At 34.3% G+C, this 25,666-nt stretch carries 27 protein-coding genes and 3 pseudogenes; 24 read left to right on the top strand and 6 right to left on the bottom strand.

Features of this window, described 5'->3' with window-relative positions:
• Nucleotides 1-28 precede the first annotated feature (28 nt).
• The gene (locus tag IGJ26_RS15855; protein ID WP_176257016.1) at nucleotides 29-1,411 is read left to right on the top strand and encodes a lytic polysaccharide monooxygenase; all 1,383 of its coding nucleotides are present in this window, start codon (nucleotides 29-31) and stop codon (nucleotides 1,409-1,411) included.
• A gap of 180 nt (nucleotides 1,412-1,591) precedes the next feature.
• Here IGJ26_RS15855 and IGJ26_RS15850 read toward each other — a convergent pair whose 3' ends face one another.
• Both IGJ26_RS15850 and IGJ26_RS15845 read right to left on the bottom strand, forming a co-directional pair.
• The gene (locus tag IGJ26_RS15850) at nucleotides 1,592-2,872 is read right to left on the bottom strand and encodes a 2-hydroxycarboxylate transporter family protein (RefSeq protein WP_430599733.1); all 1,281 of its coding nucleotides are present in this window, start codon (nucleotides 2,870-2,872) and stop codon (nucleotides 1,592-1,594) included.
• Between the two features lie 13 nt (nucleotides 2,873-2,885).
• On the bottom strand, nucleotides 2,886-4,547 hold the full coding sequence (locus tag IGJ26_RS15845) for a malolactic enzyme (RefSeq protein ID WP_430599732.1): 1,662 nt from the start codon (nucleotides 4,545-4,547) through the stop codon (nucleotides 2,886-2,888).
• 116 nt (nucleotides 4,548-4,663) lie between these two features.
• Between IGJ26_RS15845 and IGJ26_RS15840 the strand changes: the two genes are divergently transcribed.
• The 15 genes and pseudogenes from IGJ26_RS15840 to IGJ26_RS15770 all read left to right on the top strand — a co-directional run bounded on the left by IGJ26_RS15840 (nucleotide 4,664) and on the right by IGJ26_RS15770 (nucleotide 14,773).
• Nucleotides 4,664-5,560: a LysR family transcriptional regulator gene (locus IGJ26_RS15840; protein ID WP_430599731.1), complete on the top strand. Its 897-nt coding sequence runs from the start codon at nucleotides 4,664-4,666 to the stop codon at nucleotides 5,558-5,560.
• Nucleotides 5,561-5,838: 278 nt separating this feature from the next.
• Nucleotides 5,839-6,018 carry a putative holin-like toxin gene (locus tag IGJ26_RS15835; RefSeq protein ID WP_034872427.1) on the top strand — a complete coding sequence of 60 codons (180 nt, stop codon included), beginning with the start codon at nucleotides 5,839-5,841 and terminating at the stop codon, nucleotides 6,016-6,018.
• Nucleotides 6,019-6,412: 394 nt separating this feature from the next.
• Nucleotides 6,413-6,890: pseudogene (locus IGJ26_RS15830) on the top strand (DNA cytosine methyltransferase); the annotation flags it as partial.
• Between the two features lie 122 nt (nucleotides 6,891-7,012).
• Nucleotides 7,013-7,363: a hypothetical protein gene (locus tag IGJ26_RS15825; RefSeq protein WP_005233100.1), complete on the top strand. Its 351-nt coding sequence runs from the start codon at nucleotides 7,013-7,015 to the stop codon at nucleotides 7,361-7,363.
• A 112-nt stretch (nucleotides 7,364-7,475) separates the two neighbouring features.
• Entirely contained in the window at nucleotides 7,476-7,826 is a 351-nt protein-coding gene (locus IGJ26_RS15820; RefSeq protein ID WP_223273059.1) for a DNA cytosine methyltransferase, read from the top strand.
• 249 nt (nucleotides 7,827-8,075) lie between these two features.
• On the top strand, nucleotides 8,076-8,279 hold the full coding sequence (locus IGJ26_RS15815) for a hypothetical protein (RefSeq protein WP_005233104.1): 204 nt from the start codon (nucleotides 8,076-8,078) through the stop codon (nucleotides 8,277-8,279).
• Nucleotides 8,280-8,323: 44 nt separating this feature from the next.
• Nucleotides 8,324-8,653 (top strand): hypothetical protein, encoded by a 330-nt coding sequence (locus tag IGJ26_RS15810; protein ID WP_005233105.1) that lies wholly within the window; start codon nucleotides 8,324-8,326, stop codon nucleotides 8,651-8,653.
• Nucleotides 8,654-8,746: 93 nt separating this feature from the next.
• Complete coding sequence (locus tag IGJ26_RS15805) at nucleotides 8,747-8,926, top strand: hypothetical protein (RefSeq protein WP_005233106.1); 180 nt, start codon at nucleotides 8,747-8,749, stop codon at nucleotides 8,924-8,926.
• A 564-nt stretch (nucleotides 8,927-9,490) separates the two neighbouring features.
• Nucleotides 9,491-9,892, top strand: a complete 402-nt coding sequence (locus tag IGJ26_RS15800) for a hypothetical protein (protein WP_005233107.1) — start codon at nucleotides 9,491-9,493, stop codon at nucleotides 9,890-9,892.
• A gap of 55 nt (nucleotides 9,893-9,947) precedes the next feature.
• Nucleotides 9,948-10,712 carry a hypothetical protein gene (locus IGJ26_RS15795; protein WP_005233108.1) on the top strand — a complete coding sequence of 255 codons (765 nt, stop codon included), beginning with the start codon at nucleotides 9,948-9,950 and terminating at the stop codon, nucleotides 10,710-10,712.
• Nucleotides 10,709-11,497, top strand: a complete 789-nt coding sequence (locus IGJ26_RS15790; protein WP_005233110.1) for a hypothetical protein — start codon at nucleotides 10,709-10,711, stop codon at nucleotides 11,495-11,497. Before IGJ26_RS15795 ends, IGJ26_RS15790 begins: the two co-directional genes overlap by 4 nt.
• A gap of 1 nt (nucleotide 11,498) precedes the next feature.
• Nucleotides 11,499-12,272, top strand: a complete 774-nt coding sequence (locus IGJ26_RS15785; RefSeq protein WP_005233111.1) for a hypothetical protein — start codon at nucleotides 11,499-11,501, stop codon at nucleotides 12,270-12,272.
• A 14-nt stretch (nucleotides 12,273-12,286) separates the two neighbouring features.
• A complete protein-coding gene (locus IGJ26_RS15780) occupies nucleotides 12,287-12,967 on the top strand; it encodes an ABC transporter ATP-binding protein (protein WP_430600012.1) in 681 nt (226 codons plus the stop codon).
• Nucleotides 12,968-13,438: 471 nt separating this feature from the next.
• Entirely contained in the window at nucleotides 13,439-13,807 is a 369-nt protein-coding gene (locus IGJ26_RS15775; RefSeq protein WP_005233113.1) for a BlaI/MecI/CopY family transcriptional regulator, read from the top strand.
• Nucleotides 13,808-14,239: 432 nt separating this feature from the next.
• A complete protein-coding gene (locus IGJ26_RS15770; protein WP_016612636.1) occupies nucleotides 14,240-14,773 on the top strand; it encodes a hypothetical protein in 534 nt (177 codons plus the stop codon).
• A 56-nt stretch (nucleotides 14,774-14,829) separates the two neighbouring features.
• Here IGJ26_RS15770 and IGJ26_RS15765 read toward each other — a convergent pair.
• Nucleotides 14,830-14,937: pseudogene (locus tag IGJ26_RS15765) on the bottom strand (IS6 family transposase); the annotation flags it as partial.
• Nucleotides 14,938-15,085: 148 nt separating this feature from the next.
• Here IGJ26_RS15765 and IGJ26_RS15760 point away from each other — a divergent pair.
• The 3 genes from IGJ26_RS15760 (at nucleotide 15,086) to IGJ26_RS15750 (ending at nucleotide 17,698) form a co-directional block, all read left to right on the top strand.
• Nucleotides 15,086-16,207: an RHS repeat domain-containing protein gene (locus tag IGJ26_RS15760; protein WP_086316667.1), complete on the top strand. Its 1,122-nt coding sequence runs from the start codon at nucleotides 15,086-15,088 to the stop codon at nucleotides 16,205-16,207.
• A 6-nt stretch (nucleotides 16,208-16,213) separates the two neighbouring features.
• Entirely contained in the window at nucleotides 16,214-16,618 is a 405-nt protein-coding gene (locus tag IGJ26_RS15755) for a hypothetical protein (RefSeq protein WP_005233121.1), read from the top strand.
• 285 nt (nucleotides 16,619-16,903) lie between these two features.
• Nucleotides 16,904-17,698, top strand: a complete 795-nt coding sequence (locus tag IGJ26_RS15750; protein ID WP_275626494.1) for a SufE protein — start codon at nucleotides 16,904-16,906, stop codon at nucleotides 17,696-17,698.
• Nucleotides 17,699-18,214: 516 nt separating this feature from the next.
• Here the strand turns inward: IGJ26_RS15750 and IGJ26_RS15745 are convergent.
• Nucleotides 18,215-19,153 (bottom strand): helix-turn-helix transcriptional regulator, encoded by a 939-nt coding sequence (locus IGJ26_RS15745; RefSeq protein ID WP_016612633.1) that lies wholly within the window; start codon nucleotides 19,151-19,153, stop codon nucleotides 18,215-18,217.
• Nucleotides 19,154-19,231: 78 nt separating this feature from the next.
• Here IGJ26_RS15745 and IGJ26_RS15740 point away from each other — a divergent pair, with 78 nt between their 5' ends.
• From IGJ26_RS15740 to IGJ26_RS15725, 4 genes and pseudogenes are all read left to right on the top strand, one after another.
• Nucleotides 19,232-19,867: an FMN-dependent NADH-azoreductase gene (locus IGJ26_RS15740; protein WP_016612632.1), complete on the top strand. Its 636-nt coding sequence runs from the start codon at nucleotides 19,232-19,234 to the stop codon at nucleotides 19,865-19,867.
• A gap of 49 nt (nucleotides 19,868-19,916) precedes the next feature.
• On the top strand, nucleotides 19,917-20,090 hold the full coding sequence (locus IGJ26_RS15735) for an HAD hydrolase family protein (RefSeq protein ID WP_430599730.1): 174 nt from the start codon (nucleotides 19,917-19,919) through the stop codon (nucleotides 20,088-20,090).
• Nucleotides 20,048-20,323 (top strand): annotated as a pseudogene (locus IGJ26_RS15730) (HAD family hydrolase); the annotation flags it as partial. The gene IGJ26_RS15735 and the pseudogene IGJ26_RS15730, both read left to right, overlap by 43 nt.
• 99 nt (nucleotides 20,324-20,422) lie before the next feature.
• On the top strand, nucleotides 20,423-20,869 hold the full coding sequence (locus IGJ26_RS15725; RefSeq protein WP_034872048.1) for a carboxymuconolactone decarboxylase family protein: 447 nt from the start codon (nucleotides 20,423-20,425) through the stop codon (nucleotides 20,867-20,869).
• Nucleotides 20,870-21,896: 1,027 nt separating this feature from the next.
• On the opposite strand, the gene galE is transcribed toward IGJ26_RS15725, so the two are convergent.
• Nucleotides 21,897-22,877: a UDP-glucose 4-epimerase GalE gene (gene galE, locus IGJ26_RS15720; RefSeq protein ID WP_429946871.1), complete on the bottom strand. Its 981-nt coding sequence runs from the start codon at nucleotides 22,875-22,877 to the stop codon at nucleotides 21,897-21,899.
• A gap of 399 nt (nucleotides 22,878-23,276) precedes the next feature.
• A complete protein-coding gene (locus tag IGJ26_RS15715; protein ID WP_016612626.1) occupies nucleotides 23,277-23,921 on the bottom strand; it encodes a GNAT family N-acetyltransferase in 645 nt (214 codons plus the stop codon).
• Nucleotides 23,922-24,170: 249 nt separating this feature from the next.
• Between IGJ26_RS15715 and IGJ26_RS15710 the strand changes: the two genes are divergently transcribed.
• Nucleotides 24,171-24,758 (top strand): TetR/AcrR family transcriptional regulator, encoded by a 588-nt coding sequence (locus IGJ26_RS15710; protein ID WP_051154589.1) that lies wholly within the window; start codon nucleotides 24,171-24,173, stop codon nucleotides 24,756-24,758.
• Nucleotides 24,759-25,666 lie beyond the last annotated feature (908 nt).

Here is a 25,666-nt window from a genome sequence, read left to right as displayed (position 1 = left end):
GATGATAAAAAATTTTAGGAGGCAGAGTATGAAAAACGCATTGGTAAAATGGTCGGTCGGGGTGGCAATCTTACTTGGAGGGACCTTGTTCTTCACGGGGAAACAGGTATTTGCTCATGGTTATGTGGAATCACCGGTCAGTCGGGGCTATCAAGGGTCTTTGGATCGCAATACGTTAGGGTGGAGCGCTGCGTTTGAGAAATATGGCAATGTCATTTCAAACCCACAATCATTGGAAACGAAAAAAGGCTTTCCAGAAGCAGGACCAGTAGATGGTCGCATCGCTTCGGCAGATGGTGGACTCGGACAAATCGGGGACTTTGTTCTTGATGAACAAGGAACCAATCGTTGGACCAAACAAGACATCAATCAAGGACCATTGCGGGTCAATTGGCATTATACAGCGCCTCACAAGACCACAAAATGGCATTACTATATCACGAAACCAGGTTGGGATCAAAACGCGCCACTTTCAAGAGATAGCTTGGAATTGATCGCTACTGTGAATCACGATGGTTCGGCTGCCAGCAATAGCCCAAGCCATACCATTACTATTCCAGAAAATCGTCTCGGTTACCATGTCATTTTAGCGGTCTGGGATGTCGCAGATACGCCAAATGCCTTTTATAACGTGATCGACGTCAACGTTTCCGGCTCAACGGTCATTCCCGAAAAACCAGCAGCACCAGCAAATGTCCGCTCAGAACGAGTGACTAGCAGCACGGTGGCTTTAGCATGGAACGGTCAAACCGATGCGAAAGAATACAACGTGTATCGCGATGGTGCCTTAGTGGCAACGACTACTGAGCCAACTTTTACCGACACACAATTAAAAGCCAACACAACCTATAGCTATCAAGTAGAAGCAGTCGGCTTTACTGCGTTAGTTTCAGAAAAAAGTGCTGCAGTGAAAGTGACTACCTCAGCAGACAATCAAGTCGAAACACCTTCGACACCAGGCAACCTGCATCAAATGAGCGTGACAGACAGCAGCGTTTCCTTAATGTGGCAAGCATCGACTCATACAAATGGGATCGCTGGATATGACGTTTACCGCAATGGCGTCAAAATTGCTACAGCCACAGGGACAACCTATGAAGACACGAATCTAGCAGCGGATACAACCTACAATTACCAAATCAAAGCAATCAGCAAAACGGGCGAACAATCCGCTTTCAGTAACCAGCTGAGCGTGAAAACCAATGCCAAAGAAGAAACGGAAACACCTGGAGGCGGGGAGTCAGAATACCGTGTGTGGAAACTAGGTACTTTCTCTGCACCAGAAGTGTATACAAGTGGTGAAATCGTGAGCCATAAAGGCAGCAATTATGTCGTGATTAACACCCACTCAAATTACGGGGACACCACTTGGTCTCCAGATCAAGCACCAACCTTGTTTAAGAAGCTGTAACCCTTGAATGAATCAGTAAAGCAAGAGCAGTGCGGTGGCACTGCTCTTTTTGGCTCTTTTATGAGTGAATGGCTGAATCTTTGTTCGATTCGTGCAACCAATTGGACGAATTCGTTTGAAGAATGCAAAAACAGGTGCTGCTATGCATCATGCGTAGCAGCACCTGTTTTTTGTTTTAGATCAAGAATAGAAGAAACGGATCAAGATTCCACCTAGAATCAGCACGATCGCACCGCATAAACGGTTGGCCATTTGGGCAAAAGCAATCATTTCCATTCTATCAGAGGCAGACAATACAGCGATATTACCTGTTCCCCCCATCGAGTTGTTGATCATACCGGCGCCAATTGCGGTTTCAACGGGGTACATCCCTAATACCATCCCGAAGAACCAGCTGGCAGCCCCCATAGATACGACACTGGTTAGGCAAAGCACGACAAATTGCCAAGTAAAGGCAGAGGCCAGTGTTGACAGATCGATCAATGCCAAACCAATCCCCGCCAAAACCGCGTGGGTCAAATTCGTCATTACAACATTGTTGAATATCACCACAGAATCTTCGAGTTTCTTAGGGACAATATTCAAGGCTTTCAGAATAAAGACAATCACGATCATAAAGGCATACTCGTGAATTTTAGGGAAAAAGTCGCTTAAAATCGCACCAACGACCAACAGTGAAAAGGAAAACAGCATCCCGACCCCGATTTGTTGGGCATCAAGCGTTATTTTTGGTTTTTCTAATTCTTCTTTCGTGGCATTGATTAGGGTGCCATGGCCATTGTATTTGGTTTTAGCAAAGGCCTTTGCGATAAATAAAGCACCAATAATGGCAAGAATATTCCCGAAAGTAACTGCTGGCGCTAGTTGAGAAAAGATGGCGGCTTGATTGCCGTTTGCCAAGCCATCAGCATAAATTTGTGAAAGTGGGGTGATTCCCGCCCCCATCCCGCCAGACATCATTGGTAGAGACACATACATCACCGAATCAGCGAATCCATTGCCTAGCAGCATACCGACAAGGCCGACGGAGAAAAAGCCTACTACCATGGTGATCAAAGCAACAGGAATGAATTTCGTAGAAGCCTTCACCAACAAATTGCGGTTCATACCTAAAATCGAGCCGCAAATCAAAGCGGCAATATAGAAATCAAGAAAACCAAAACCGCCCCCCATGAAGTCACTGACCGCGTCAATGACTTTCGTGGGAACGAGATGGAAGGAGGCCAAAAGGGTGGCACCAAGCAGGGTAAAAACTGACCCACCGCCAAGATAAGAATTCATGATAGGGAGTTTTTCCCCAATGAAATACAGCAGGTGTCCTAAGGCAACCAGTAAAATGGTGATCCCGACCATATTTAATGGCAACTTGTCTAAGGCAATCGCACTGAATATGACAACCATGAAAAAGAGATACAAGGGAAGACTAATTCCCGAAATCGTCATCGTTTTTAATTTATTCATTTTTCAGACCTTCCTAGTATGTTGGATACCATTTAAGATTTTGGACAGCTTTTGCCATATCGGTTTCTTGCGCTTGGGCTAGTCCTTGCTCTTTGGCTTTATTGGCAACTGCTTCAGCCACTTTGATAGAAACGTCCGCAACGTATTCAAATGGTGGGAGAACAGGTGCACCGGGTTGGCTCAAATCAACCAAACCACTTAATGAGTGAGCAGCGGCACCAATCATTTCGTCGGTCAAGAGAGAGGCTTCTGAAGCCAACATACCTAACCCTAGACCAGGATAGATCAAGGCGTTGTTTGCTTGACCGATTTGGTAGTCGACCCCTTTGTATTGGATCGTTCCTGAAGGGACACCGGTTGCTACAAAGGCTTTTCCATCAGACCATTCGATTACTTGTTCAGCCGTTGCTTCTAATTTTTTGGTTGGATTCGAGATAGGGAAAATCACTGGACGAGCAGTGTTTTCACACATCGCTTCCACAACTTCTTTGGTAAAGGCACCCGCATTGGTTGAAGTACCGACCAAAATCGTTGGTTTTGCGACTTTAATGACATTGATCAATTGCGTCATATCGCCAGCATTGGCAAAGTCAGCCCGTTTTTTGGCAAATGGTTTTTGTGCAGGAGTCAAATCGGACATATCATCGAACAAAAGCCCTTGTTTGTCAACCATAAAGAAATGATTGTAGGCTTCTTCTTCTGAAAGACCTTCGCTGACCATTTCCGCATGGACTCGACTGGCAATCCCGGCACCAGCGGAACCACCGCCATAACATAAGTAGACTTGATCCGTTAATTTTTCACCTGTAATATCCAGTGCACCGAAGATACCGCCAAGTACAACGATTCCCGTTCCTTGGATGTCATCGTTAAAAGTTGGAATTGTTTGTTTGTATTTGTCCAAAATCGTTGCAGCATTTGAACGGCCAAAGTCTTCCCAATGCAAGTAAAGTTTAGGGAACAATGATTCTGCCGTTTGAACAAATTGATCGATGAATTGGTAGTAGGCATCACCGTAGACACGTTCTTGACGATTGCCTAGATACAAATGATCCTCTAACAATTCTTTACGGTTGGTACCGGCGTCGATCACGATTGGTAAAACAGAAGCAGGGTCGATCCCAGCAGCTGCTGTATAAATCATCAATTTACCGACAGAAATATCGACACCTTGGACACCCCAGTCACCAATCCCAAGAATCCCTTCAGCGTCAGTGGCTACGATCAAGCGAATGTCTCGATCGCCAGCGGCATTTTTCAACGTTTCTTCGATGTTCTCTGGATGATTGATATCTAAGTATGCTGCATATTGAGGATCCACAAATAGGCGGCTGTAATTTTCAATGGTATCAGCAATCGTTGGATCGTAGACGATCGGATTGAATTCAACGATATGTTGGTTGAACAAATAGTAGAACAATGTCCGATTGGTATTAAAGATCTCCATTAAAAAGTGACGTTTTTCAATGTCTGATTCTTTGGTGACATATTGCAAATAGGCTTGTTCTGCTTGTTCTTCGATCGTTTGCACGTGAGGGGGCAATAAACCGATCAATCCTAGTTCTTTCCGTTCTTCTTGTGTAAACGCAGTTCCTTTGTTTGAAAATGGGTTATTTAAAATGTCATGTGCTTTCATTATGTTCCTCCGATAGGTGTATTTTGAGTACTCGTTCATTTCCATTAGCTACTTTAATCCTCGGACAGAATTATAGTCAACTATCGGTGGTATAATAAAAATTATTTATAACAAAACCGCTGCTAGTTTAAACCGGTTAAGGGAGGAATCAGACGATGAATATACGAGATTTAGAATACTTTAACGCTTTGGCAGAGATGCTTTCTTTTACCCAAGTGGCGCATAAATTTGCGGTCAGTCAACCAACCGTCAGCTACGCTGTCAAACGCTTGGAAGAGCATTATGGCTGTGATTTGATCGTGCGAGAAGCCTCACATCGCTCCATCTCATTGACCACGGAAGGGGAAATTTTGAAGGCTCATGCGCAATATATCTTAGATGAATTTGTGACCTTAGACAGAGCCATCGACCATGCCAAAAACAACCGCACCCACATCGGCCTGCCACCGATCATTCGTTCCAAAGTCTTTTCAAAACTCTTAGATGAAAAAGAGATCATCCGCTTTATTTCGAAATTTCACTTGGTATCTGGGGGATCCAATGAATTGCTTTCAAAACTATTGTCAGGAAAAATCGATTTTAGCTTGCTGGGCAGTGTCAATCCCCTCGTCCACCCGAATCTGCAGGTGAAATTATTGCATCAGCAAGAGTTTTTTATTTTTGTGTCAAAAGAAAATCCATTAGCTAAGAAAAAGGAAATCTCATTTGAAGAAGCTGCCGAATATCCCTTTATCCTATTGGAAAAAGGCTATACCCACATGCGCGCCTTTCAGAATTTAAGTGAGAAATCAAAGAAGAAGCCGGAAGTCCCCTTTTATTTTTCAGACGTTCAGACGATTGGCCAGCTGGTCAGTTCCAATATCGGCATTACCTTGATGACGGAATTTCCTGTGTTTCAAGAAATGGAAGGCTTAGTGAAAATACCGCTAGTCCCTGAAGATAAGGAAATTTTTTATATTCAATATGCCTATTTAAAGAGTGCGATGTTGAATCAAGAGGTTCAAAAGTTGATTAGGATCTTGGATGAGCTGTCTTGGGAGGAGGAAAGGTGAGGAGTGGGGATTTCTTGAGGTAAGGTCAGAGAAAAATGGTGCAGGTGCGTGTTCTTCGGATGTTGAAATAAAAGGGATCTTTCAATGCGGGACAAGACGAATGGATGGTTCCTTTAACCAATGAAACTAGAAAAAAATCCCTTTACTTAGACCGTTCTTATCGCATGAAAAAACGCTAAAAACCTTGATAACTATCGGTTTTTAACGTGGATTTTTGGTATAATAGTAGGACAGTAAAGTTTGTGACGGTGGCTATCTTTTGAAAGGTGGTGGTGCTTATGAAAGTAAGTGCTAACTCTTTAGAAAGGAGAAGCCTTTTGTCTGTAGCTGAAGCATTAGGGCTAATGATTAGTTTCGGTTCTTTAATCGCAACGATTATCTTTGGCATCCTAACTGCAGCAAAAAACGACAAAAAAAGTAACCAGTCACTAAACTTTGGCGAGTTGACTGATTACTAAAATAATATAAAACTTGCCACCGTCTTAAACGGTGCTGTAGGGGAGTTGTTGACGCAACTCCTCTTTACACAGTAATTATAGCAAGATTTCAGTAAGATATCAATCATTGACGCTACAGACGTGCTTTGCACGTCTATTTTTTGTCCTCCTAAGTGGTGGGGAGCAGCTGGAAGGTGGAGGGCAAAAAAGATCGCTTTTCTTTCTTTAAAAAGGTCTAAGTACCACCATTTTTCCGCAATTTAACCATCCATTTTCTCGGTATTCTTAATCCATCAGGTACTTGAAATACCTTTCATGCGCATGAAGAAACTGAGTGAACAATGGAAAATGGTACAACAGAAAATAAAGGCACCTTTTTAGATCTTTTTCAGGAATCGAAGGATTTCGTTTAGGGATGGAACAAGCTGGCTACCGATGTGTTGGGTATTGTGAGATCGATGGCCATGCCAGAAAAAGTTATCAATCAATTCCTGACACAAAACAGGAGGTAGAAATGTATGATATCACAAAATTTTCAGATGAATTTATTCGAGGAATCGGACGTGTGAACATTATCGCGGGAGGATTTCCGTGCCAAGCTTTCAGCCTTGCTGGAAAAAGAAAGGGTTTTTCAGATACTAGAGCAACTCTCTTTTTTGATAATGCACGCTTAGCATCTACCTTGCGACCTAAGCTTTTATACCTTGAAAACGTCAAAGGACTTCTCAACCATGAACGAGGGGCTACGTTTGAGACAATCCTCCGAACCTTGGATGAATTGGGGTATGACGTGGAATGGCAACTGTTTAAAAGCAAAGAGTTTGTCGCCCAAAACAGAGAGCGTTTATTTATTATCGGACATCTTAGAGGAGCAGGTACCAAAAAGATTTTCCTATCACAAGAGAAGAAGGATCAGTTGATCAAAAATCAGGAAGGATCCATTTAGCTGGCGTCACATGCAGCGAATGATTTAAGTCGATTTACACGAGAAAGAACGTAATATACAGATGGTCTGATGGGGACTTTGACCGCAACGGACTACAAAACACCGAAACAAATCGTTGTTGGCAACGTCAATCCAAGCGGTGGAGGAATGAATGGCCAAGTATATGATGCTTCAGGACTTAGTCCTACGATCACCACAAACAAAGGGGAAGGAAATAAAATTGCGATTCCGATCCTAATGCCAGATAAAGCCACTATTCGCCAAAACGGCCGTAGAATGAAGGAAAATGAAACACCGATGTTTATCTTAACCACACAAGATCGTCACGGAATTATCGTGGCAGGGTCGATCGATGGTTCCTATCGATCAGCTGCAGCGATCCATTCCGTAGATGGCTATGCCCTACACTTACCACCATGAGTGGTGGCGGCCACAAACCCAAAATACTGGTGAAAGCAGCCACGAAAAAAGGCTATACTGCAGTACTACCAGCCGATAGTATCAATTTCATTTATCCTAAATCTACAAAACGTTGGGGACGTGTGGGAAATCAGCAAGCAAATATACCCACGTTACAAGTGATCAGCAAGCCGTAGTAACCGATGTTTTTCAGATCCGGAAACTAACACCACTTGAATGTTGGCGACTGCAGTTGTTTCCTGATTGGACCTTTTTGTCAGCGAAATTCGGTAGTAGGCAGATTGCTGAAGAAATAATCAGTAACGGGCTTGATCACTATAACTGCAGATACGATCAAGAAACTTCGAATAGTCAGCTGTACAAACAAGCTGGAAATTCGGTTACTGTATCAGTCATTTATTTCATAGCAAAGCACTTCGAAATAAACGATACGACGGCTTTTGATCGCTTTAGCGAAAGGTAAAAAATTATAGATAGTTCTTGAAAAGAACGGTATGCCGTGATATAATAAATATACGGTATACCGTTATTTTATTTAGGTTAAGGAGGGGTTTTATTAAAAATAGACGGAACAAAAAAAGCATTTATTCTGCTGGGAACAGAATAAATGCACAGTAACAAATCCTTTCACGGGACGCTACTACTCAAAATATACCATAATTGCGAGTAGTGGCAAGCTTTAATTGTCACACTCCTTTCAGGAGGAAAAAATATGTATGCAGATAAAGAAAAAATTGAATGGCTGCTATTTAAAAGCGGTCACTCGATCACTGAAATCAAGAATAGATCCGAAGTCAAAGCAATGACTGTCTCTGATTTGATGCACAAGAAATCTTCTATAGAAAGAATGCGATTCGATAACGCTGCAAAGCTTACAAAACTTGCGGATCAATTAAAAGAAGAAATCACTGAATAATCAGGGTTTTGCCTTGTAACTCCTTATCTTTAGGAGGAGAAACTATGAACGCCGTTTTAAATAAGAAAAAATGTATTGTGACATTTGATCACTATGAAGATAATAACAATGTAGCGATTCAACTGGTTAAGAAAAGAAGAGGTCAGTCTGAAGAAGAGCTGCTTGCTACGGCTACGGTGAACACGAGTGTCGGAATCAAACAAGATTTCGTCGCAATCAAAGGGTGGTCTGAAAATACGGGCATTGAAGATGTACTGATAGAAGCTGGTGTCATTTGTGAGGAAGCTGTAGGGGCAATTCCTTGTGGCATGGCTGTTGCAAAAGTCTTTCCCCTTACAGAAGAAGCAAAGGAAGTCATGAAAAACAATCAGTAGAAAAGAGTCCGTTCAAAGCTGCGGCGAGTGTGGTTACACGCTCGCTGCGTCTTTGATTAAATCTTTGATCGTTTCAATGAAGGAGAGCGAGTTATGACCATTGCAAAAGGAAACACACGTCTTCCTGTAACGCTTAATGAAAAGAGGAAGCAGGGACTGAAGCACTTGAACACCAAGTACAAGAAAAGTGAATCGAAATTAATGTGTATCGCTTTAGATATGTTGCTTGAGCAAGAAAAAGCGGGATTTGAGATTCCTGAGCTTAGAAAGTGACTGCACTTTATTTTCTATTTTATTGAAGTGCTATCACTTATCAGTGAAACCGTTATCCAATACGTGGTAAACTAAAATCAGACAAAAGGTGAGATCCAATGGATGAAAAAGCCAAAAAGAAAATCGTAAAATTATTAGCACTTGCAAATGATGGAAAACTTCGCTCGTTGGTTAATTTTGTCCAATGAGAAATCAATAGTAAAATGTGATTTGATGGCAGATTATCCAGAGAGGAGTAGTGAATTATTGCTTAGATCTATATTTTGTTTACTGATTAATACTTCTATGATTTAAAAAAATAAGGTGAGAGATACAATATTTAACCATTAGATATATGGTCTAGTGGTGGTGAAGCATGGTATCAGCTGGACAATAAATCGGTGGGATTAAATTGAAACTTTACTGGAATAATTTTAAGAAAAATCAATAATTTAATATTTCTAATTTTATTTTTAAGCTATAATTTGTTTGTCAAAAGACTGTATAATTTAAAAAATTATTGATATAGGTTTATATAAATGATAAAGTTAATTATGGCGCTATCAATAAAAGGAGAATATTATTTTGAAAAAAATTAGACTAGTTTTGACAATTGGTATAATCGCATCTTTCTTTGGTTTTGTAATTCCTTCTTTCGCAAGAAGTATTTCAACCTATGATGTAACGATTCCTAGACAAGGCGCAATCGTTACTGGTTCATTGAAGAAAGAGTCTGCAGGGAAAGGTGTTCATAATAACTCTGCAATAGGTGGTAATAAAAGAATCAATACCTCTATTCGTTTAAAAAAGGATAGTTCAAATATAACCCCATCTTACAATATGGGGTCTGGGGACCGAATTACACTTAGTTACTCTGGTGGCGGTTCTTCTTATAACGGTAGCAACACTTCACTTGGAATTGCAACTCCTGTAACAACTACCGTTAAAGTTGCTGCTCAAGGAAGTTGGAGTCCAGACGAAAAATAATTTGTAAATTAAAATATATGATAGCGCCAGATTTTTTGCTAAAGGGGATTTAATAATGAAATATATACACTACGAATTGAAGTTAGTGCTAAAATCAAAATTATTTGTTTTTTCAATAGTTTTATCAATTGTGAGTATTGTAATAGGAATAGCTGGTAACATATTGCTTATCGAAATGGAGAAAGGTTTAACTATTTTCTTTTCTGGATTTAGTTTAAGCACTTCCTCAATACTCCCTTTATTGGCTCCGTTGTTAGCGGCTTTACCAATGGCCGATTCTTTTATAAATGATTTTCAGAATAATATGACTACAGCAATATTTGTTAGAGAATCGAAAGAAGATTATTTCTTTAAAAAATTTATTAGTGTGGGTTTATCTGGTTTTCTATCTTTATTCTTCCCATTGACATTGTTACTAATAATAAATTTACTAATATTTCCTGACTATTCTAATGCATATGTAGGGGTAATAGGAGGAGCATTTTCTAGCATTTTTTCAAAAAATCAATTGTTTTATGCTGTTGTCATTATAGTAAATAGCAGTATTTTTGGATTTATATATGCCAACATTGGTTTAGTTTCTTCTTTCTACTTTAAAAATCGATATATATGTGTGTTTTTTCCTTTAATCGTATATTTTTTACCATCTTTTATTTTCCCTTTTATGGGATTTGATAAATATGAACCAGTTACAACATTTGATTTAACTTCAAATACAGCCACAAATGGCTATTTAGTATCTTTGCAGTTAGCATTCCTACTTATATCGACTTTCTTTGTGGGCTATAAAAAAATCGCAAAAGGAAATTTAAACATATGATTCGAAGAATAGAAGCTATAAGATTATCTAAAAATAATCGTCATATTATATTCTTTGTAAGTTTATTATTAATAATAATTTGTTTTTCTTACTATCAATTTTTTTTGGAAACACCAACTAGAAATTTTTTCATGTGGTTACTTTATAACTTTCAAAATCTTTATTCCACAATTTTTGCTTTTCCACTGCTTTATTTAATCATAATAAATTCGCAGTTTTCATTTAACCTTAATAATTATCTTTATCTTAGTAGGATACCTAATAGAAAATTTCTATTTATTTCAGATATCAATTTAGTTTTGAAAGTTACTTTTTATTATATGGCTGGGATTTTCTTCATAAGTTCAGTATTAGGAATCTATGAGTTGAGATTTAATAATAGTTGGAGTCAAGAATTAGTTACTTTTTTTAAAAATACGTTTCAAGCTATACCAAATACTAATTATTCTCCCGTATTTCAAACAGGGCTTGCCTTTCTATTTTTCTTTTTATACTTATTGACTATTGGGAATTTATTTAATTTTTTGTTTGTGTTACTAAAAAAGAAAGGAATTAGCTTTTTAATTATATTTGGAATGATTGGGCTGCAAGCTTACTTTTTTAAATCACCTACAAATAGCTTAATTAAAATTATGATGCCTATTAATCATTATTTGATTTATTTTGAAAGAGCAAATGGCCAGTTTATTTCAATTTCTATAAGTTTTTTGTATTGGCTATCCCTTTTAGTAGCTAACTATTCATCTCTATATATACTATACAAAAATACTAAACTAGGAGATTAAAATGCATAGCAATTTACGGTTTCAAAGAATCTATTTCGCACAATTAAATGGCAAAAAATTTATCGCATCAAGCATTATATTAATTTTAATTATTTATATTTCTACATTAATAGATGTCGGTGATCAACCAGATTTAATTTATAAGTCAATCATTAACGGTATTCCCTACCAAGATTTTTCTTTTTTAACAATTATAAGATTTTTAGTATTACATCTAACCTATGTTTATGGATTTTCGGCAGCGTCTAGTTTTAGTAACAATTCCTATTTGTATCTAGCCATTATCAGACTTAAGAGTCGATGTAATTTGTATTATAACTCTATTTTCTTTTCTTTAATTCTATCCGTACTATATTGGGGAATAGCAGTTACTATTCTTGTGGTTTATTTATCTGCTTTTACGCTTTTCAATAGCAGCCTATCCGAAATTTTTTTCTTATTAATTTCAAAAGAAACAATGCTATTTTGCCTATTAAATATGCTTACTAGTTTTAGTCTTATAAACATTTTTATTCTGGTTAAAGCTCAGTTAAGAAAAGAGACATTAGCGTTTGGAATCATTGTTTTTCTACTGATAATTTATATATATTCATTTTTCATTTTTGGAAAAAATCATTTTTTATTTCTTAACACAGGAATTTTAACTGTTTACAGAACTAATTTATTCTTATTGGAAAAAGAATCATTAGTGCCAAATCTTTTATGGTTTAGTATACAAAATTTAATCATAGGATATCTAAATTTGTTTAATCTGAAGAAATTAGGAGTGGAGTGATATTAGTGAAAACTATAGAAAGTGTAATACAATTAGACAATGTGAGTATGAAATTTAAGAAGCATATCATTTTCGAAGATTTATATTTCCAGTGTCAAGCTAAAGAGATAATTGGTATCGTTGGTGAAAATGGATCTGGAAAAAGTGTATTATTTAAACTTATTTCTGGATTTATTATTCCAGATAAAGGAAATATATCTGTGAATGGTATTAATATAACGAGAAATAATGCACTACCTGATAAATTAGGGGTACTTATAGAGGAACCACCTTTTTTAGAAGATATTACGGGATTTGAAAATCTTAAATTACTTTCTAGTATTAAAAATGAGATATCAGATGCAGATATATTTGAAGTACTAAAAGAAGTAGGACTAATCGATAGAAAAGATGAAAAAGTTAAACATTACTCTTTAGGAATGAAGAAAAAACTTGGGATTGCTCAAGCAATTATGGAAAAACAAGAAGTAATTTTATTGGATGAACCTATGAATGCTTTAGATGAGGAAAGTGTTGAAAAAATGCGTTCTTTATTTAAGAAAATAGCTACTAAAGGAGCTACTATATTAATAGCTAGTCATAATAAAGAAGATATAAATAAACTCTGCGATAAAGTTTATAGAATAAAGGATAATAAATTAGAGAACATAGAATTTAAAACTCAAATAGAAAATAAATCTTATTGTTTTGTATAGTCATTCAAATAGCATATCGTCTTCTTAGTTATTTAAATATTCGTAGAAAACGATATGCTTTTAATACTTAAAATAATATAATTTCTTTTCAACTGTTTCAGAAAATCTATTTGATAGAGTCTACTCATCTCTACCAAATTCAATGTTTTTTAAGCGTTAATTTGATGATAGCTTGCTTCAGCAATCGTATTATACATAAAGTTTTTTTATAATGAAAAAGTGGTAGGCGTGGTTATAAATGTTAGCTCTATATACACTTTTAATCGTTGTAATCTTAACTGTTTGGCTATAGTGATCTTTATCAGCAGCAGTGTCATTAACTTCATATGTATAAGTTGTTTTTTTCTACCCAAGCAACTAATGGCAAGGTACAATGGATTATAATAGATATTATCAAATATGTGTATTGGCTAGTGGTCGTTTTTATATTTTACAAATAGAGAATAATCGAAAAAAAGTTAAGGGGCTATCATGTTAGAATTAAGCAAATCAGAATATCAAATTCTTTACTATTTTTATGAATTCAATCAGGCTTTAACTAAACACGAACTATTAGAAAGACTTCCAGAACTAAACAAAAATACGACTGCTGCTGTGATAAGAAGCTTATTAAATAAAGGGTATTTAAAAGTAGAAGAGATTAAATATTCTCAGAACGTATTAGCACGGGCTTACAGGCCTAGTATTCCTTTTATAAATTTTATAAAAGAAGAGTATGGGGAAGTGGCTGTAGAAAAATTAGTTAATCATGCAGTAAACTCTTTAAAGACCAAAAAGCAAACCGAATACTTTTCCAATCTTATAATTGAAAGAAAAAATGCCATAAATAAGAATAGTTGAAAATTTCATATTTTGTAGACTATTCAGGGAATAAAAAAGGGTCAGAAACTTAAAAGTTTTTGACCTTTTTTCCTAAAGAACTCTTCAAACGTTTAGTCTGGAGACATAATTTATCGTTTCAAGAGCTTTAATTGCTTCAAAAACAGATCCGCTTGTTTGCAGTATAATTTTAGCTATTATTTTCTAACTAGCACTAAACTTTCTTCGAGCATGCTATTATAATCAATTTTCGTAGTAGAAAGTCTTGTATTTACATTGTTAAAAAATGTATTGACAATTTATATGCAATTAAATTATATTTAATTGACCTTCTGGCTTAACACTCAATTTAGAAGGATAATGTTTAGGGAGAGAGAATAGTGCAGGGAAAGAAGAATTATTTTAGAAAAGGGATTGTTGGTAGCGTTATCATTAGAGTCCGTATGTGGTAATATGACAGATTATGAGTATATAAGAGAAAACCTTAATAAATTATTTAATCTAAAAAAAGATATGTATTCAAAATTTTTCCAACAAGAAAAATTTTATAATTTTTTTGGTGATTCAAATATTTCAATTGCAGATAGAAATAAGATATTAAAATTGATTTTTAAAACTGAAGAAAATATTTATGTTTATTATGATGATTACTTCTTTAAATATAGTAAAAAGTGTTTTTTCGATAAAAAATTGTTAAAAAATTTCTTGGGGAATTATACAAATGATACAATGTATCCTTTTATGATATTCTCTGAAAATTTTGATAGATTCCTATATATGGACACAGTCTTTGAAGATATATTCCTTTTAAGTATAAAGTCTGAAAAGTTAAAAAATAGTATAGAAGATTTTCAGAATAACTATGATTTTATTTGGGTATCAAATATCAATAATCTAGATCTTCAACAGAGATTTGTTTCGGGATTATATATAACAAAAAAGAAATTAAAAAAATTAACAAGTATCTATTCTGATCAAGGTTTTTGAGGTTGTGTTGAAAAGCTTGAAAGATAAACGGATTTGCCTAATTTTCAACCAATGGATTATGCTGTTTTGAATGACCTTTCAATTTCATTCCAAGCAGAAAAGTCGAAGAGGGTAATTTCTCTTCGACTTTCTTTGTATAAAGCGGAAACCACTTCAATGCTTTTGGACTATAGATTTGAAAAAAATCATTACATTCGCTGTTCTTTGTATGATCTCACTTGCTTTGATAGGTGGAATCTTATTTAATGTGTCAAGTGAGCCTGAAGTTGTAAAATCAGCGGAAGTTCAGAATATTTCTGAAGCAGTTTTTAAATGGAAATCGGTTGTGCAATCGGAAGTGTAACTATCAACAACACAACTCATCAAGCAGCTTTTAATACCGGAAACCAGTTGATTAGCTTCAATGGTCAAGCACTAACCTATAATGCAAATGGGAATCGTCTAAGTGATGAAAAATATAACTACGCTTGGGATCAAGCGGATCGCTTGGTAGGGGTGACGAAAAAGGGAGAAAACCAACCATTTATCACATACACTTACGACGAGGACAACCGACGATTGTCTAAGAAGGTTAATGGACAGATAACAAACTACCATTATGATGGTGATAGCATTGATGTGCTGTATGAAACAGATACGAATGGGCAAGTTTTACGTCATTATATCTACTCTGATGACAATATTCGCTTAGCTATGAAGAGTGGGAAAAACACGGTATACTATCATTACAATGGGCATGGTGATGTGGTTGCATTGACGGACGAAAACGGCCAGCAAGTAGCCAGTTACACTTACGATGCGTGGGGAAACGTTCTAACCAGTGAAGCAAAAACGGAACTAGCGAAAAGCAATCCTTATGGTTATGCCGGATATACGTACGATGCTGAAATCCAACAGTATTATTTAATGGCACGGTATTATCATCCGGCACATGGAGTTTTTACCTCTCTTGATCCTGATCCAGGGGACGAAGACGATCCATTGACCATGAATGGATATACTTACGCGGACAATAATCCGGTGATGAATGTTGACCCTAATGGGCATTTTGCGATTGTAGCTGGTCTAGGGATTTATATAAGTGCAAAAGTGATTTTTACTGGTGTAACTATGTTAGCTGGAGCAGGTATAGGTTATTATTTGGCGAAAAAACGACCTTATAACAAAAATAAAAAATCTACACCAAATCTTTCTTATAAAGGCCCTAAGGGATATAGAGGGAAAGCTAAAACAAAAACTCAACAAAAAAATGGTAGAACACACCAAAAAAGGATTTATGATAAAAAAGGGAAGCCACGTGTTGATATCGATTACAGTAATCACGGTAATGCTAAACGACATCCCCATGTTCCACACAAGCACAGCTGGAAGAATAGAAATGGAAATGGCCAAAAGTACCCACGATATAATAGGAAATTTAATAAAAGGAGATGATGTGAATTGTGGAGTTATGTAAATAATTCGGATGAAGTAGGATATTTGAATGAAAAGTATGGGAATTTTCATGATTCATTTGTTGAAAAAATGGAGTTTTACTCAGGTATGATACTAAATTTAGATGGATCGCTATCCTATGCTAGTATTAGTATGTTAACCGGTGAAGAAGGTATGGAAAGTGATATATATGAAAACGCAAGTCTATTATTGTTATTAAATTCTCTAGAAACATCTTCCAAGGTCGTCCTCAAATTTCAAGGAGTACTAGATTTTAATTATAATTTTTCATTTAGAAGCGATAATCTGCTAGATGAACCTGCTTTAGATTTTAAAGGTTACAGATTTCATTTTAAAACTAATTTATTTAACGTATCTTCAAAAAATATGGCGTACAAAATTATTTTATGACCTACTTAACTCACGGAATTTTTATCTAACTAAATCTCGATTTAGAGAATCTATAATGTGCATGCCCACTTGGACAGTAATCCATTGAACAAATTTGTTTCATATGGATAAATTCCGGTAACAATCACTACTTGGGTAGGATTTTTCGTTGCTGTAAAAATTACTCGAATTGTTATAATATGGATTGTTGAGTTTCTTTATGTTTTCCGATTAGTTAAAAGAACGCGGGACGGTCACAGATCTTAGAGCTATCATCAACGACGAAAAAAAGTGCAGGTGCATATGATGAGAGAATTACCATTAAAAGATAACCTAACAATCTTAACTACACCCACAGAAAACAATTTATGTATATTTTCAAAAGAAAAAGCTACTATTAAAATTTTTGAAGAAGATAAAATAATTCATACTTTTGAGAATGAACTGTTCGAACAAAAGGAAATTAAGATTCATGAAATTATGATGTATAAAAATGAATGGTACCTATTTTTTTCGATGGATGATGAAGAGGCTATCTTTATAAATAATTCTATTACTGTATTAGGAAATGGAATACTAAATATAGTGCCATCTCCAAGCGGAGTATTAGTTGCGTATAATGAAGAAGGAATACTATCCGCAGAAAACGATTGGGCTCACTATGGATTAGTAGAATTCAATATAGATTTAAATAGATTTAATGCGGTACTCCCTCATCATTTAACTTCGACATTCATTGATCTAGGGGCTATATCTACAATATCCGCTAATGGTGATATCTTTTTAATCGCATATACTGATGCAGAAACACAAATAATGATTAAATGTAATTTGTATAGCCATTTAACTGAAGTAAAAGAAATTAGGTGTGACGCTACCATATTTGAGCTTCGACAATTTAATGATTATATTTGCGTTTTTGCAGAAGATTCCATTTACTTATTTGATAAAACTATGTGCTATATTAAAAAAATAGATATTAGTGAAAAAGTAGGACACGAGATATATAATGTTTATTCTAGTAAAAACAATATTATTTTTGAAACAGAGGAAATGTATATTGTAGCCACTATGGGTGAACTGCTAAATAGCATAATATAGTCTAAAATGTTATCATCATTATTTAATCATTGAATTTACCAATGAAACTGCAACCTAATATGTGAGAGATTAAAGTCAGACCAAGAGTGAGATACAATGGATGATGACTAAATTATTTGAAGAATATGGTGGGGTGCGTTGAAAAGTGCAGCAAATTATGCGGTTTATCTGTTAATAATATCCAAATGATTAAATCATCAAGGTGTTTAGGAATCTATTTAAAAGAGTGTTCAGAAAATAACTATTTTTTGAGCACTCTTTTTAGATACCATAATTGCAGTAAAGCTTTTTATTTTTATGTCCTTAAACTTTTAAATTAAATGATTGTTCATTTGAAAATCATTTTTATAAGTATTTGGACAAATTCTTAACGGGGTCAGAAACTTAAGAGTTTTTAGTTATCAATCTTATATCAAAATTACAATGCTTGTGATTACATAGGAAAAAGTATCTTAACCCATATCGGTCAAGATACTTTTTTAGTTTAAAATAAGTTTGAGAGCGTTTGAATCATTCTCATTTTAAATATTTTTTCAATATCAATTGAAGCTCTTTCAAATAGCTGTCCTTTAACTCTTCAGGATATTCGACTGTTATACTATTACCAAAGCGTAATAGATAATGAGTCATATAAGGAAGTTCTTTTTGATTATATCCGCCAACGATGTAAGAAATGCCATCCTTGATCTCTAAGGACATGTTAGGATAGTTGTGTTTATGAAAGATTTCTTTACCAAATGCCGTTAATCGACAACGAAAAGGTATATCATGAAAATTTTGTTCATATTTTTTTTGAATTTGGTTTAGTTCTTCAATAGAAAACGACTGATCAAATTCTTCTAAGATCTCACTCGCTACAACACAATCGCTTCGGTAAGTCCCCCAATGGTGGGTCGTAAAATCGTAGGCACTAAAAAACCAAATCCCGTTTCGATAGAAAAGTTCATTACTTTGCAGTATTGTTTCAATTTCTTCAAACTGGGCATAGGTCACTTTTATCGCTTTTTCATTTAAGATAGAATCAAGTATTTTGGCTAGATTTGTTTGTGTTTTTAATGGCGCTGTATTGTAGTACTTTACAACAGTTAAAAGTGTTTCTATCTCTTTTTGCTGCTTGCTTGTTAAAGTAACCATGAGTTTTGATTGGATATGTGTATATGATTTATCAAAAGGAGTGCTAGAAAGCAGTTCTAGTGCTTTTAAGGCAAAAAAAATCGCGAAAATTTCATTTTGATCAAAATAAATAGGCGTTAATAGTGACTGATCCATTAATTGATATCCGCCGCTTCTCCCATAATCGGAATACAAAGCAAGCCCCATTTCTTCTAAAGATTCAATGTCACGTAAAGCAGTACTTTTAGAAATATTAAATTCTTCCATAAGATCTTTTAAGTTGAAAAAATTTTTGTTCTTTAAAAAAATCAATTCTTTATTTAGTCGCTCTGACTTTTTCATAATCTCTCCTTAAACGGTATCATGTTCTGACACCTTTTCATAGTATAGTAAGTATATCAAAAGAAAAGAGGTATTAACATGAAAACGTTACTAATTAATTCCCACCCTGAATTCAACAAAAAAACAACTTATTCAAGTAAGCTACAAGATTTATTTTTAGGTAAGTTTCATGAGCAATTTGATCCAAACCAAATCACTACTATCAACCTTTATGATATGGACATTCCAAGAGTTGAGCAAGGTCAATTATTAGCAATTTGGGAGAAAAAACGAGTTGGAGAGAGCTTAACGCAAGATGAAATGAAAATTGATGAGACTTCTACGACTCTGTTACAACAATTTAAAGATCATCATAGAATCGTGATTGTGTCCCCCCTTCATAATTTCAATGTGACGTCTCGTTTGAAAGACTATATGGATAATATCTTGATTGCTCGTGAGACATTTAAATATACCGAAACAGGATCTGTTGGTTTAATGGTCGATGATTATAAGATACTTTTCCTGCAAGCAAGCGGTAGTATTTACACAAATGATGACCGATATTCTAAAATGGACTTCTCATACAATTATCTCAAGCAGATGTTTGAGGAAATCATGGGGTTCTCTAGACTTGGGATTGTTAGAGCACAAGGAACAGCATTGTTGTCTGAGTCAGAAATTATGATGGAGGCTAAACAAATGCTGAATTATGAGTGGGATCTTTTTGTATAGACCTAACTGATCTAGTTCACAAATCTACTACTGAGATTGAGGAATAGTAATGATAAAATTGATTATTAGTGATATGGATGGAACTTTTTTGAATAGTGATAGTAAGTTCAATCAAGAATATTTTAAAAAGATTCATCAAGATATGAAGAGAATGTACATCACGTTTGCTGCATGTACAGGGTTGTTGCTTCAGAAGCAGCATGGATCGATATTTCGAACTTAAATGTTCATAAAGGAACAACAGTTGCCCAACTTCAATCGATTTTGAACATCGATAAATCTGAGACGATTGCATTTGGTGATGGGTTTAATGATATCGAACTATTTTCTCAAGCAGGTATCAGTGTTGCAATGAAAAATGCTTTTGAGGAAGTCAAAATACAAGCAGACTTCATTACTAAATCAAATGACGAAGATGGCGTATTACGTGCGATCGAAAAATTTATCACCCTCTAATAGTTTGTAATTTTTTAAATATCATTGTAAGACAAATTATCATATTTACTTTATAGAAATTAATTGGTTGATTTCGTCAATAGGAAGGAAGAAAGTGAAATGAAACAAAGAATTGATTATTATAAAACAGCACCTGATGGAATGAAACACTTGTTGGAAGTGGAAAAATACTTAAGTAAAACAGAGATTGATAAAAATCTACGAGAGCTTATTAAAATTCGTGCTTCTCAAATCAATGGCTGTGCTTTTTGTCTAAACCTCCATAGCAGCGATGCTCGAAAATTAGGGGAAACAGAACAAAGAATCTACTGTATAAGTGCTTGGAGAGAGTGTAATTTTTATACGGATGCAGAAAAGGTCGCTTTGGAGCTTACAGAAGCTATAACATTAATTTCAGATTTAAAAGTTCCTGAAGACTTGTATGCTCGTGTACGCGATTACTATGATGAAAAAGAATATGTTGATCTAGTATTATTAATTACTCAAATCAATAGTTGGAATAGAGTGTCCATTTCTATGGGGAATTTTGCGTCTAACCAAAAGTAAAATTATTATCAGAAGCCGAAGAGGATCTTTCCTCTCGGTTTTTTTTTATAGAACAAGAAAAGAGGGTCAGAAACTTAACATTTATATCTTTTTTTCGATACCATATAGAAATTGAGAATACGAATGTAATAAGATTAGTTAATTTAAAATAGAAAAGAAAGATTCGAGGTGAGAGAAAATAGCTAATAAAGTGTCAAAGCTTTTTTTAGGCAAAGAAGCAGTTACGTTACTGAAGTACAAAGTTATATTTCTAAAGAGAGTACTATAGCAAAGCAATACATTTATTTCTTTTTAGTTATTGTAGTTTTCTTCATATATATACTAATTAATAAAACGTTTAAACTGAAATCAATAGTCACGACATATATTTTTTTTGAGACGATATTGATGTTAAAACCTGTTACTAAGTTTATTTCTAAACATATTTACTTTAAATTTATCACAAAATTTAAAGTTGAGGATCTGGGTATAATTTACTTCTCATCATATCTAGAAAGAGCAACCTCTGCAGTGTTTAAAATTAGAAATACTCGATTTAAAAATAATTTATTTCGGGGATACGGGCTTTTAATTATTCTTATTCTCATATTTCTAAAAATTAAGTTATATTGCATTACTATGGTGCCTGTTTCTAAAACTGTTATAAAATTTTTCCCCAAAAAGATCCTTTTCATTTTATCAAATTTGCAACCAGATACTTTATTGATAATAGTCCAACTGGTATTAGCGACTTCAATAACCGTATATATAATATCTTATTATTCTAAAATATTCACAATAATTTCGTTGGTTGATTCTGAGTATAATCAACTTAGATGTTTAAATTAAGATTAATGATTTCCCTTTATTTTTAGTTTATATTATTACCTTATCTTTTTTTATAACTTTCAAAAGTGATAAAATAAATATATTTTAAAGATAGAACACATGTTGAAAATAGAAAATGGTCACATTCACGCTGAGATGAATGTGACCATTTTTCTGGTTCTACCAACACTAAATGTCAAAGAACAGGTTATTTAACTAATCAATTCGAGTAACCATCTGGGTATTTTTTTTGCCATCCCCAAGAATCAGAAATAATTTCCTCAATTCCACTATACTTAGGCTCCCATTCAAGAATAGTTTTAATTTTTTTGTTTGAAGCTATTAAAGAAGAAGCATCTCCAACGACACTCGTAACGATTTCAACTGGGATTTTTTTCCCTGTAACTTTTTCAGCTGCATTTATCACTTCTATATTAGAGTAACCTTTCGAGGATCCTAGATTAAAAATTTCACTCGCACCACCACATTTTAAATATTCCAAGGCTAATATGTGTGCTTCAACTAAATCTAAGACATGAATGTAGTCACGTACACAGGTACCGTCATGAGTAGTATAAGTGTTCCCAAAAATGGTTATCTTTTCTTGCCTTCTCTGAGCCACTTCTAGAATAATAGGAATCAGACGAGGACGCACTTCACCAAGTGTAAAATCCTTTTTAGCCCCAGCGACATTAAAATAGCGCATAGAAACAAATGTCATGTTGGATGATCGGCTAACCCAGTCCATCATTGTCTCCATAATTACTTTAGAGCATCCGTAGGGATTTATTGGTGCAGTAGGTATTAATTCATGAACAGGATTCATTTCTGTATTGCCATAGACTGAAGCAGACGAAGAGAAGACAATATATTTTATGTTAAATTCCTGCATGACTTCAAGAACAATCTGTGTTCCGTAAACATTATTGTTGAAATATTTTAAGGGCTGTTCGACAGATTCACGACCTAGAGATAAGGCAGCAAAATACATCACAGAGTCAATATTTTCAGTTTCAAAAACAGAACGCAGTAACTTTTTGTTTCGTATATCTATCTCGTAAAACTTTGCTCTGTCATGAACAGCTTCTTTAAATCCAGTACAAAGATTATCAACGACTACGACCTCATATCCCTGATTGATAAGCATATCCACTGCATTTGAACCAATGTAACCCGCACCGCCTAAAACTAAAACTGACATAAGGACCTCCAATGTAACACTATTTTTGTCAGCCAATCTGATTAATTGATTAACTGGATATCATTTATTTTAATTGACGAACATAATTTTAGACAATAACAATTAATGAAATGGGTAAAGTTTAAGTTTATAAAGAATTTGTATTTCATTATTTGAATATGTGATACTTATAGTTTAATTTTGACTACTTTTAAACGCTGCACGCTCTTGCTATTAACTCATGTTTGATGCCTTATATGTGGAGATCATTGATAAATGAACTTGAATAGAGATCACTTAAAGATTCGGTTGTAATTTGTGAGTATATGAAACTCGCCGCAAGCTTCAATTCTTAGAATATAGTTTTTTAAATCAAATTTACTCCGGATTGCTTTTCGATAGAAACTTATATTAGATAAATTAGTTGATATCCATTTTAAAACTCCAGTTACCTATATTTTGATTACCATCTTTAATTACCGATGAATCGAATTCAAAGAAACCATTTTTAGAATAGAATCGTCTGTTTCGTTCAGTATTAGTAAATGTGATGAAATACTCTGTTCTTTTTTGGGGCTTATTTTCTTTTATATATGGTAAAAGACAATCATTGATCATTTTACTTCCATAGTTTTTCCCTCGTTGGGAAGAGTCTACAGCCAATGATTCTAGCATCCACGTTTTTCCTGCAAAACTATTTACAGCTTTATGCCCGGTGCTTAACAGTTGTAATAGTGAGAAAATTTTGCTTATAGGAGCCATTGTTAATAGTTTTACTCCACCAGATGTCATATAATCAAAGAAATTTACTTTTTTATCACGAGGACTAACTAAGATAGCAAAAGATCTAATTTTATTGTTTTCAAAACCTAAAAAGACTGTATTTTTCTTACTATGAGCATAGATGTAAACTTTAAGAGCTTCAGTCAAAAAATCAATAAAAGCTTCGTTACTTTCAAATTCGTTGCGAATTTTACCCACAAGAGGGTAATCAGAAAAACTAATAGCATTCATTCTAGCTGCTTGATAAAGGTAGGATTTCTCCATTTTTTTATATTCTATCATTTTTGCCCTTCACTCCTAATCATAATTATGTAGTAAATATGTTTATAGTCATAAGTTTAATCTACTGATTTTTTCAATACAATATTCAATAAGTAGTACAAGTGTCGCTTAATAGACAATCTTTATATGTAGTGTACAATACTGAATAAAAAGCTTGTGAAAAGTATTTTCTTATATACATAATTATATTAGCGTTAATATTTATGCTGAATATTCCCATCGAATATATGTAAACAAATGGAGGTATATATGAAAAGCACTAATGAAGATCCTCGTGTTAGAAAAACTAAGAAAGCTTTACAAGAAGGTTTATCAGAAATCATGATACGCAAAGAGTTGAGGAAAATTACAGTTAAAGAATTGTGTATCAAATCGGATATTCATAGAGCTACATTTTACAGTCACTATAAAGATATATATGACTTATATGAACAAATTGAAGATAGTGTTGTGAAAGATTTGAAAGAGATAATGGATAAACAAAAAAATGGAATGACAGAATTTTTTAGGCATGTTGTTGAGTACATTATAAACAATAAATCAGTATGTAAAATGGTATTTAGAAACGATTACGACACAAAATTCTTCTCAGATTTAACCAATTTTTTGGAAAAATCTGTTTCAGATGAATGGAAAGAAGTATATGGAGACCATGCTGTGGGCTTTAAGATGAATCTGTATAGTGTTTATCATATAAGTGGCTTTCTTTCTATGATAAAATCTTGGATAGAATCCGAATTTAATTGTCCTAAGGAAGAGTTTATCGGTATGCTACTATCTATGGATATAAATTTTGAATACTATTTATCTAAAAATATTGCAACAGAGAAGCTATAATTTATTGTTCACCTATGGATAAACAATTACACTGATACAACGCTTTGACTGAACAAGGAAATTTAAATCTAGTGAAAGTGATACCGAATTCCACATTGACAGTTTTTGAGAACGAAAGATATTTAAGATAAGACTTTGATAAATTAGGGAAATTTGAAGAGTTGAATGATTGGATAGTGTAATTTTTATTAATCACAACCTGATTCTTAAAATCTGTAGTAACGAAAGATGTCCCTGGAAATACTATCGTTGGTGGCAATCCTGCTAGAGTAATTAGAGAAATAGATGGAGTAGATAAAGAGCTTTGGAACAGGAAATTAAAAGAATATCACTTAAATAAATCTAATTTTCAATAGATTTCAATTAAGTGTTTAGTACAAAAGTTGGTATGAAAGTAACTGTGTTTATATTATTTTATCGATTTGCTGAATCAATTCAGATACTAATTATTGAAGTTACAAAGATAAATAAGAGACGACGAATTTAAAGTGGATAATCCTGGTCTTGGTGATGAATAAAAATTTAGTTGTAAAAAATAAGTTAAAAAGTAATAACTTGATAATAATATATAGGTGATTGGTAAGTGTAAAAGAGAGTTCAGAAAATGCTTAATTTCTGAACTCATTTTTTATATAAAATAATTGAGATCAATCATTTTGTTTTGTGACCATAGAATCGTAAATCACTCATTTTTAGATTGAAAAATCATTTTATGGTTGATTGAATAATTATTTGATTGGGTCAGAAACTTAATAGTTTATGACCCTTTTTACGGATAACTCATAAACAGAATTATTTATAAAAGATCTATATTTAAGATATTTTAAATATGGCCAATAAGATGGTCTCAAATATAAGACCTAATGCAAATTTTATTTAAAGGAGACTATAATGAAAACTGCAAGATT

Source organism: Enterococcus sp. AZ095a (assembly GCF_050546735.1).
GTDB classification, from domain to species: Bacteria; Bacillota; Bacilli; order Lactobacillales; family Enterococcaceae; genus Enterococcus_D; species Enterococcus_D entomosocium.
The sequence above is the reverse complement of the archived record's forward strand: the minus strand, read 5'-3'. Positions and strand labels throughout refer to the sequence as shown.